Origin of the sequence: Streptomyces sp. NPDC059142 (assembly GCF_042755665.1) — a bacterium.
In the GTDB taxonomy this organism is placed as follows: domain Bacteria; phylum Actinomycetota; class Actinomycetes; order Streptomycetales; family Streptomycetaceae; genus Streptomyces.
Window position 1 is genome coordinate 1 of the sequence record NZ_JBHZDA010000115.1, and the last position, 8,618, is coordinate 8,618.

5 protein-coding genes are annotated in these 8,618 nt (G+C 72.4%); 1 reads left to right on the forward strand and 4 read right to left on the reverse strand.

The window, feature by feature from the left end; genetic code table 11:
- Positions 1-164 precede the first annotated feature (164 nt).
- Positions 165-1,622 (forward strand): acyltransferase, encoded by a 1,458-nt coding sequence (locus ACFXPK_RS28995; RefSeq protein ID WP_385080036.1) that lies wholly within the window; start codon positions 165-167, stop codon positions 1,620-1,622.
- Here the strand turns inward: ACFXPK_RS28995 and ACFXPK_RS29000 are convergent.
- The 4 genes from ACFXPK_RS29000 to ACFXPK_RS29015 all read right to left on the reverse strand — a co-directional run bounded on the left by ACFXPK_RS29000 (position 1,554) and on the right by ACFXPK_RS29015 (position 8,434).
- Positions 1,554-3,221 (reverse strand): cellulase family glycosylhydrolase, encoded by a 1,668-nt coding sequence (locus ACFXPK_RS29000; protein ID WP_385080038.1) that lies wholly within the window; start codon positions 3,219-3,221, stop codon positions 1,554-1,556. The genes ACFXPK_RS28995 and ACFXPK_RS29000 overlap by 69 nt on opposite strands.
- Positions 3,222-3,327: 106 nt before the next feature.
- A complete protein-coding gene (locus ACFXPK_RS29005; protein WP_385080040.1) occupies positions 3,328-4,407 on the reverse strand; it encodes a cellulose binding domain-containing protein in 1,080 nt (359 codons plus the stop codon).
- 277 nt (positions 4,408-4,684) lie between these two features.
- Entirely contained in the window at positions 4,685-7,144 is a 2,460-nt protein-coding gene (locus tag ACFXPK_RS29010) for a glycoside hydrolase family 2 TIM barrel-domain containing protein (RefSeq protein WP_385080042.1), read from the reverse strand.
- 306 nt (positions 7,145-7,450) lie between these two features.
- Positions 7,451-8,434, reverse strand: coding sequence for a LacI family DNA-binding transcriptional regulator (locus ACFXPK_RS29015; protein ID WP_385080043.1), 984 nt, complete (start codon positions 8,432-8,434; stop codon positions 7,451-7,453).
- Positions 8,435-8,618: the final 184 nt, after the last annotated feature.

Consider the following 8,618-nt stretch of genomic DNA (forward strand, 5'->3'; position numbering starts at 1 on the left):
GAACACACACCGTTCCCCGGGCGCGGCCCGTTCCCCCGACGTGCGGACCCGGCGGACCCGGCGGACCCGGCGGACGCGGCTGAGTACGCGTACTCAGCGTTCCGGCACCGGAGTTGAGTACGGATCCCGTGCCGTCCCGCCTCCGCTGCCGGGAGGCTGGCGCCATGGAGTTGAACACACGTGCCCTCGCCGCCGCGACACCCGCCGGGCGGGACCGGTACATCGACCTGCTGCGCGTGGCCTCACTGGGCACCGTCGTCCTCGGCCACTGGCTGATGGCGGCCGTGACCGTCGACCCGGACGGCCGCGCCGGGGTCGGCAATCTGCTGGCGGTCGAACCCTCGTTGCAGCTCCTGACCTGGCTGCTCCAGATCATGCCCGTGTTCTTCTTCGTGGGCGGCTTCTCGCACGCCCTCTCCTACCGCTCACTGCACCGCCGGCTCGACGGCCGGGACGTGTACGCGGCCTTCCTGCGTGTCCGGCTGCGCCGGCTGCTCCGCCCGGTCATGCTGTTCACCGTCGTCTGGGGCGCGACAGCCCTCGCCCTGCAACTTGCTCTCCCCGAGAGCCAGCTGGCCGAGATAGCGGCCCGGCTGGTCGCCCAGCCGCTCTGGTTCATCGGGATCTATCTGGCGATGGTCGCGCTCACCCCGCCGCTCCTGAAGCTCCACGAGCGGTACGGCTGGGCCGCGTTCGCCGCGCTCACCCTCGCCGCCGCCACCGTCGACCTGCTGCGCTTCGCGTTCGGCGTGCCCCATGTGCCCTTCCTGAACTTCGCGTTCGTATGGCTCGCCGTCCACCAGCTCGGTTTCCTCCGGGCGGACGGGCGGCTGCGCACACCCCGGCTGCCGGCCGCGCTGGCCGTGAGCGGGCTGGTCGCCGCCTCCGCGCTGGTCGCCCTCGGACCGTATCCGCTCTCCATGGTGGGCATGCCCGGCGAGAAGATCAGCAACATGGCCCCGCCGACGTTCGCACTGCTCTGCCACGGCATCTGGCTGGTCGGCGCCGTCGAACTGCTCCGCGCCCCCGCCACCCGGCTGCTGGCCCGCCCCCATGTGTGGCGCGGGGTCGTCGCCGCCAACGGGGTCGCGATGACCGCGTTCCTCTGGCATCTCACCGCGATGCTCGGGGTGTACGGGCTCGCCCTCGCCCTCGGCGCGCCCTTCCCCGCGCCGGGGACCGGGGCCTGGTGGGCCCAGACCCCGGTCCGGCTGGCCGCGGCGGCCGTACTCACCGCGCTGCTGGTCGCCGTCTTCCGCGCCGCGGAGCGCCCGCCGGGCCCGGTCGCCGCCGGTACGGCCGGGACTGCCGCCCGTACCACCGCGGAGCCCGCCAGGACCGTCCGGTGGGGCGGTCCTGGCGCGGCCCTCGGTGTCACCCTCACCCTGTTCGGTGTGCTCGGGCTGTCGGTCGTCGGCTTCGCCGGGCTGCTGGAGGGGCACTCCGCCGTGCTGGTCGCCGTCCCGGTCACGGCTCCGGTCGCCGTGGCCATGACGGCCGTGGGCTGGCTGCTGGTCGAGGCGGCCGGCCGGCGCCCCTCATCGGGGCGTACGTCAACTCACGGTGCAGGAACCCCCGTTCAGGGTGAACGCGGCGGGCTTCCCGTTGGTCCCCGTCCATGAGGCAGTGAACCCCACGGCGACGGTGGCGTTCGGTGCGATCACCGCCGTGTAGGAGGCGGCGGCCACACCGACCGCGGAGCCGTTCTGGGTGGCCGTACCGCCCCACATGTTGGTGATCCGCTGCCCGTTGGGGAAGGTGAAACCGAGCGTCCAGCCGTTGACGGTGGAGGCGCCGGTGTTGCGGATGACGATCTCCCCCTGGAAGCCACCGCTCCACTGGCCGCTGACCGTGTAGCCGACCGCGCACGAGGCGGTCGACCCGCCGCCCGCCGCGGTGGTCACCCGTACGGTCGCCGACCGCGTGGACCGGTTGCCCGCCGCGTCCCGCGCGTAGACGGCGAAGTCGTAGGCCGTCGCCGCGGACAGACCGGTGACCGTCACCGAGGGGGTGGCGGAGGACGCCACGCCCGTCTCGGACGTCCCGCTGACGCGCACCACGTCGTACGCCGTCACCCCCACCGCGTCCGTGGAGGCGGCCCAGGACAGGGCGACCGAGGTAGCGGTGACGTTCGTGGCGGTCGGGGTGCCCGGGGTCGTCGGCGGAGTGGTGTCGCCCGACGAACCGCCGTACACCGTGGCCTGCTTGGCGGTGGCGGCGATCCCGTTGGCGCCCCGGAAGATGCGCTGGCCCCACGCGCTGAGCGCGTTCGGGTCGAAGCCGGTCGCCATGTCGAGATACTCCACACCACCGCTGTTACCACTCCACGACCAGCCGAGATAGCCGAGGCCGAGCGACTGGGTGGTGGCCATGATGGCGTCCTCGTCCGGGTCGCCGTCGGAGTGCAGTTGCCCGAACTCTCCCACCAGGATGGGGAGTCCGGCGCCCACGAAGGTGTTGAGATACGCGGAGACCTTGGCCGCCGTGTCGAAGACGCCGTACATGTGGATCGAGAACATGGTGTTGCGGTCGGGGTCGGCGGCGAAGACCGAGGCCGCGTTGTCCCGCATGGTGAAGGACCAGTCCTGGCCCCAGTTCGGGGCGTCGACCATCAGGGTGTGATCGAAACCGGCGCTCCGCAGCCGCTGGATCGCCGCCTTGGTGTCGGCCGTCCACCCCGCGTAATTGGTGTTCCCGTAGGGCTCGTTGCCGATGTTGACGATGACGTAGTTCTCCTGGCCGGTCAGCGCGCTCTGCACACCGATCCAGTAGTCGGCGGCGCGGGAGAGGGAGACCGCGGCGCTCTGCTCGCCGTAACCGGTGGTGTCATGCGCCTCCAGCACACAGATCAGCTTGTTCTGCTTGCACTGCGCGACGATGTTCGCCACATCGGTGGCGTCGTTCCTGGTCCACTGGTCTCCGGTGCTGAGCACCACCCGGACGGTGTTGGCACCGAGCCGCTTGATGTCGCTCAGCGCGGCCGTGGTCCGGCCCGGATACCAGGTGTGGGCGTGGTTGACACCCCGCATCACGAAGTCGTTGCCGTTGCCCTCCAGCAGCCGTCCGCCGCTGACGTGCAGACCGGTGGCGCGGACGGCCGCCTGGGCGGGCGGGGCTGTCGTACCGAGAGCGAGGAGCGAGAGGACGGAGAGCAGCAGGCCGAGGAGTGTGGCCCGGGAGGTTCGGGTGGGGGGTCGGGGGTTCCTGGGGCGTGGACGCATACGGGTCTCCTGGACGCGTGGACGGTACGGGTGTGTGCGGCTCTGACACAGGGGTCCGGTGGGGCGCCGGTCGCGGCGGAAGCGGGTGCGCCGCCGGTACGGCGCCTCAGCCGGCGGTGCAGCCGGTGATCTGCGCGGCGGGGGTGGCGGTGCCCGGCCTCCCCGCGATGAAGCCGAAGGACGTGGAGGCGCCGGAGGCGAGCGCGCCGTTCCACGACACATTGCCGACCGTCGCACCGCCGGAGGCCGCGGTCAGCGTGCCGTTCCAGATCTGGGTGATCGTCTCGCCGCCCGGCAGGGTGAGCCGGACGGACCAACCGCGCACCGCGGACGCGCCGTTGTTGACCACGGTGACCTCCGCCTGGTACCCGCCCTGCCAGGAGGAGACGACCTTGAGCGACGCACCGCACCCGGCGCCGCCCGGGTCGCTCGGGGTCGGCGTGGGGGTCGGCGTCGGGGTGCCGGGGGCCAGCAGCGAGGTCAGCGCCGGATACCAGCGGGCGGCGATCTTGTTGTCGCCGGAGCTGTTGGGGTGGACGCCGTCGTTGGTGTCGGCGGCGGTGCTGAACCCGGTCCACTGGTCCACGACGATCACCGGCGAACGCGTGGTGGTCCGCCCGGCGGCCCACGCGGGGATACGGCTGTTGAGATCGACCACGCGCTGGGCGCACTCGGCGCAGGAACTCGGGTTCATCGGGATGAGCTGCGCGACGAGGATCTTCATGTCGGGGTTGGCGGCCCGCATCTGCCCGACGAGCGTGTCGAACGCGGCCAGGATCCGGTCCGGCGCGATGTTGCTCCACACGTCGTTGGTGCCGAAGTGCATGACAACGATGTCCGGGTCGGTCGCGTCGAGCCAGCCGGGAAGCTGGTTCTGCGCGGCCACATTGGTCGCGAGGAAGCCGCCGTGCCCCTCGTTGTCCCCGTCGTACGGCTGCCCGCACCCCTGCGGGCCGAGCGTGCCGACGAAGTCGATCGAGGAGTAGCCGGAATCCTGGAGGCGGTTCCAGAGCACGGACCGCCAGCAGCCGGGAGACCCGGTGATGGAGTCGCCGAGCGGCATGATCCGTACGGGATCGGCCGCCGCGGAGGCGGTGGTGCCCGGGTGCGCGACCAGCGCGGTGAGCAGGGCGACGGTGAGTGCGAGAACGGCCAGGAGCGCCCGTGGAGCTGTGCTGTTCCGCATATCCAAGGTCCCTTCCCGTGCATGCGGAGCGAGAGGACGGCGGCCCGTCGAAGCGATGATGGGAGCGCTCCCATTCGCGGGCGGAGATATCCGCGTCGATTTCCGGGGCCTGGGCACATCAATGCACCGTTGTCGGAGGCACGTCAAGAGTTACGGCAGGCATGGGCGGCCCCCGGCGGCCCTGAACCCGGCCCCGCCGCTCGGGGGCCGGCCCGCGCCGCCGCCCCCGGAGCCGGCCCCCGTCCTCGGTCGCGGTGGTCCGGGCCCTGCCCGCCGGTCACGGACGCGTACCGACTCCCTCGACGGTGATGACGGTCTCGACCGGCGCACACTCCGGCGCGGTGGCCCGGACGCGGATCGTGCCCGCGGCGGTGGGCCGTACGATCGCCAGGGCCCGGCCGTCGTAGGTGGGCCGTTCCGCCGCGTCGAACCTCTCCCGCGGCCGCGGGTCCCCGGTGCCGAACGCGAGCAGTTCGCCCGCCCCGGAGACCCCGACGCGGACCGGTCGGTCGGCGGCGGTGTGCGGGGTCCCCGCCCCGTCGGTCAGGGTCAGGGCCACATAGGCCAGATCACCGCCCGTCGCCCGGACCGTCGGGCGGTCGGGTTCGACGGCCAGACGCACGGGTCCGGTGGCGCGGCGCAGGCTGCTCCGGCCGGTCTCCACGCCGTCCCGGTAGGCGACGGCGACCAGTTCCCCGGAGCCATGGACGATCTCGAACTCCGTACGGAAACGGTGGCCGGGGCCGACCGGCCGGCGGCCGAAGGAGTCGCCGTCGCCGATGAGTTCGACCTCGTCGGCGTCGCTGTAGACCTCGACGGTGGCCGGCTTCCCCTCCTGCCCCGGCCAGGTCCAGCTCGCGAGGGTGTCGCTCCAGGCCCAGGGGCCGCCGATGGGCGTCAGGCCGTGGTGCTCGGGGCGCCGGACGGCGATGTACGGGGTGGTGCGCAGCCCGAAGACGATCTCGCGGTAGTACGAGGCGGGGCGCCGGTGGCCGGTGATGTCGATGTCGCCGCAGCCCGCGAGGAGGTGGGGGAAGGGCGCGGTGTGGGTGGGGCGAGGCCGCTCCGGGGTCGCGAACTGCGGCCGTCCTATGCCGACTTCGCCGAGGTAGTCCCAGCCCGTCCAGGTGAAGTCGCCGATGACATGGCTGTGTTCGGTGACCGCGGCCCAGGTGCGGTCGATCCGGGTGGGGAAGGTCTCGGTGCCCAGGATGACGCGGTGGGGGAAGAGTTCGCGGTCCAGGGCGTAGCGGCTGTCGGCGTAGTTCATGCCGGCGACGTCCAGGACGCCGAAGGACTCGGCCGTGCGCCGGGTGACCAGATCCGAGGCGCTGATCTGGTTGATCATGTCGCCGGCGTCGGCCATCCGGGAGTTGACGCCCCCGGCCGCCTCCTGTTGCCCCGCGCGCAGCGCGGACAGCTCGGACATGACGGCGAGGAAGCCGTTGACGGCGTTGGTGACATAGCGGGTCGGGTCGAGGGAGCGGACCTTCTCGGCGAGCTTGCGCCCCCATGCGGCGCCGAAGGGCGAGCCGTTCTCGGGGATCTCGTTGCCGATCGAGTACATGATGACGCTGGGGTGGTTGTAGTCCTTGGCCACCATCGCCTCGATGTCGCGCTCCCACCATTCGGGGAAGTGCAGGCTGTAGTCGAAGCCGCTCTTCGCGGAGGTCCACACGTCGAAGGTCTCGTCGACGACGAACATGCCGTACCGGTCGCAGGCGTCGAGCAGCGCCCTGCTCATCGGATGGTGGGACATACGCAGGGCGTTGAAGCCGGCGTCCTTGAGGATCCGTACCCGCCGTTCCTCGGCCCGTGCGTAAGTGGCCGCCCCCAGAGGGCCGTTGTCGTGGTGGACACAGGCGCCCCGCAGCTTCACGCTCCGTCCGTTGACCCGCAGCCCCCGCTCCGGGTCGAGTTGGAGGGAGCGTACGCCGAAGTCCGTGCTGTCGCTGTCCACCTGCTCTCCGTCGGCGCTCAGGGTGACCTGGCAGCCGTACAGGTGCGGGCTGTCCACGTCCCACAGCCGCGCCTCGTTCAGACAGAGCCGTGAGCGGACGGTGGCGTCCTCGCCGGGCAGTACGGAGACGGTGGTGCTGTCGCCGGTCACCGACGCGCCCGAGGCGTCGCGTACCTCCACGGCGAGGCCGAGGGTGCGCAGGGCGTTCGAGTCGTTGCGCACCCGGGTCGCGACCTCGATCACGGCCCGTCCGTCCTCGACGTCCAGGGTGGTGACGCGGATCCCGTCCGGGAGGACGCGAACCACGTCACCGGTGAGCAGCCGGACATCGCGGTAGATCCCGGCCCCCGTGTACCAGCGGGAGTCCTGGTGGGCACGGGCCTCCACGCGGATCTCGTTCTCCTGGCCGAAGCGCAGATGGCGGTCGGCGTCGATGAGGAAGCGGGAGTAGCCGTAGGGGCGCTGGCCCGCGTAGTCGCCGTTGAGGTGGACGGTCGCGTCGCGGTAGACGCCCTCGAACTCGATCAGGATCCGCCGCCCGCGCAGTTCCTCCGGCACGGAGAACGTCTTGCGGTACTCGAAGACGCCCCCGGGGAAGTACGCGCCCGCCCCGCCCTCCATCGTCGCCCCGCCCTCCGGTGGCACGCGGTCCTGGCCGATCATCGCGTCGTGCGGCAGGGTGACGGGCTCGAACGGGGCTACGGGGCCCGACAGTTCGGCGAAGGGGTTCACCTTGCGGCGGAACTGCCAGCCGTCGTTGAAGGAGGTACGGATCATGTCCTGCCTTGTCTGTCGCGCGTGGCGGCCCGGGGCGGACCGGTCACAGGGGTCGGAGGAGCTTCGGTTCGAGGACGGGGCGGGCAGGTCAGCGGCGACGTCCGGCCCGTGCGTCCGGGACGCTCCCGGTCGATGTCATGGATCGCCTTTCGCGGGACGGCACCGGAATGACGCGGAGGTCCCTCGCCCGACACTGCTGACGCGCGTCACTGAAGCGCGTCAGTAGACAACCGCAACCGATCGGGGGCGGGCAAGACGCGGCACCGTAACGAATCGACAACGCGCCGGGGACAGGGGGCGCGGGGCTCAGGAGGAGAGGCGCCGGACCAGTCGTGGAGTGGCCCCGGGGCCGGGCGGCGGCGCTCCGCGCCCCGCGAGCGCCGCGAGCACGGACTCGGCCCGGTACTTTCCGGCCTCCGCCAGGTCGAAACAGACCGTCGAGAGCGGAGGCGCGGCGAAGCGGGCCATCGGGATGTCGTCGGCGCCGACGACGGCGAGATCGTCCGGAGCGGCCAGCCCCAGGTGCCGCAGGGTGGCGAGCAGCGCGATGGCGTGCTCGTCGTTGAACGCGCATACGCCGGTGACGCCCTCGGCCGTCCACTGCTCGACCACGCGCGCCAGGGCGTCGATGTCCAGCTCGGCGGCGCCGAGGGCGACGGGCGCCGCCAGCCCCGCTTCCGCGCAGGCGCCGCTCACGCCCCGCAGCCGTGCCGCGCCCATGGGGCGGAACCGCGCGGGCGAGGGCAGCAGGTATCCGATCCGGCGATGGCCCAGACCGATCAGATGCTCGCCCTGGAGGCGCCCCAGCGGTGGCATGGCGGAGTGAGGGGCGTCGTCCCCGGCAGGCAGGACGACAGCCACGCCGACCCGGCGCAGGGCCTGTACGGTCGCCTCGTCGAACCCCTCGAAGCCCAGCACCGCCGACGCGCCCACGGCGGCGCACACGTCCGGCAGCGCTCTGCCCCGGGCGCCCAGCAGATGGGTGACCAGGGTCAGACCGTGTTCGGCGAGGGCGGCGGCCAGCTCCTCGACGAAGCGGCTGATGCTGGGGCCGATGGGCAGATCGGGGACGGCGAGCAGGACGATGTCGCTGCGGCCGGCCGCGAGCGCGCGTGCGGAGGCGTGCGGCCGGTACTGCAGCCGCTCGGCGGCGTCCAGCACACGCCGCCGGGTGTCCTCGGGGATGGTCTGCCCGGGGTGGTTGTTCAGCACGTAACTGACAGTGGTGCGCGAGACGCCGGCCGCCAGCGCGACATCGGCGCTCGTGCTCCGCTTCGCGGAAGGCTTCATGACCCTCTGATCGTCCGAGCCGTCGGTGCGGCGGGGCCCGGTGTCCCACCGCTCGCGCCGCGCCGCCTGCCACCCGCCGGAGGCGACAGGCCACCTGATGATACGCATCCCGGGGCCCGCGCGCTGTTGGGCGGCACGGGGGGGGGCGGGGGGGCCCGGGGGCCGGCGCCGAGTCTGGGAGTTT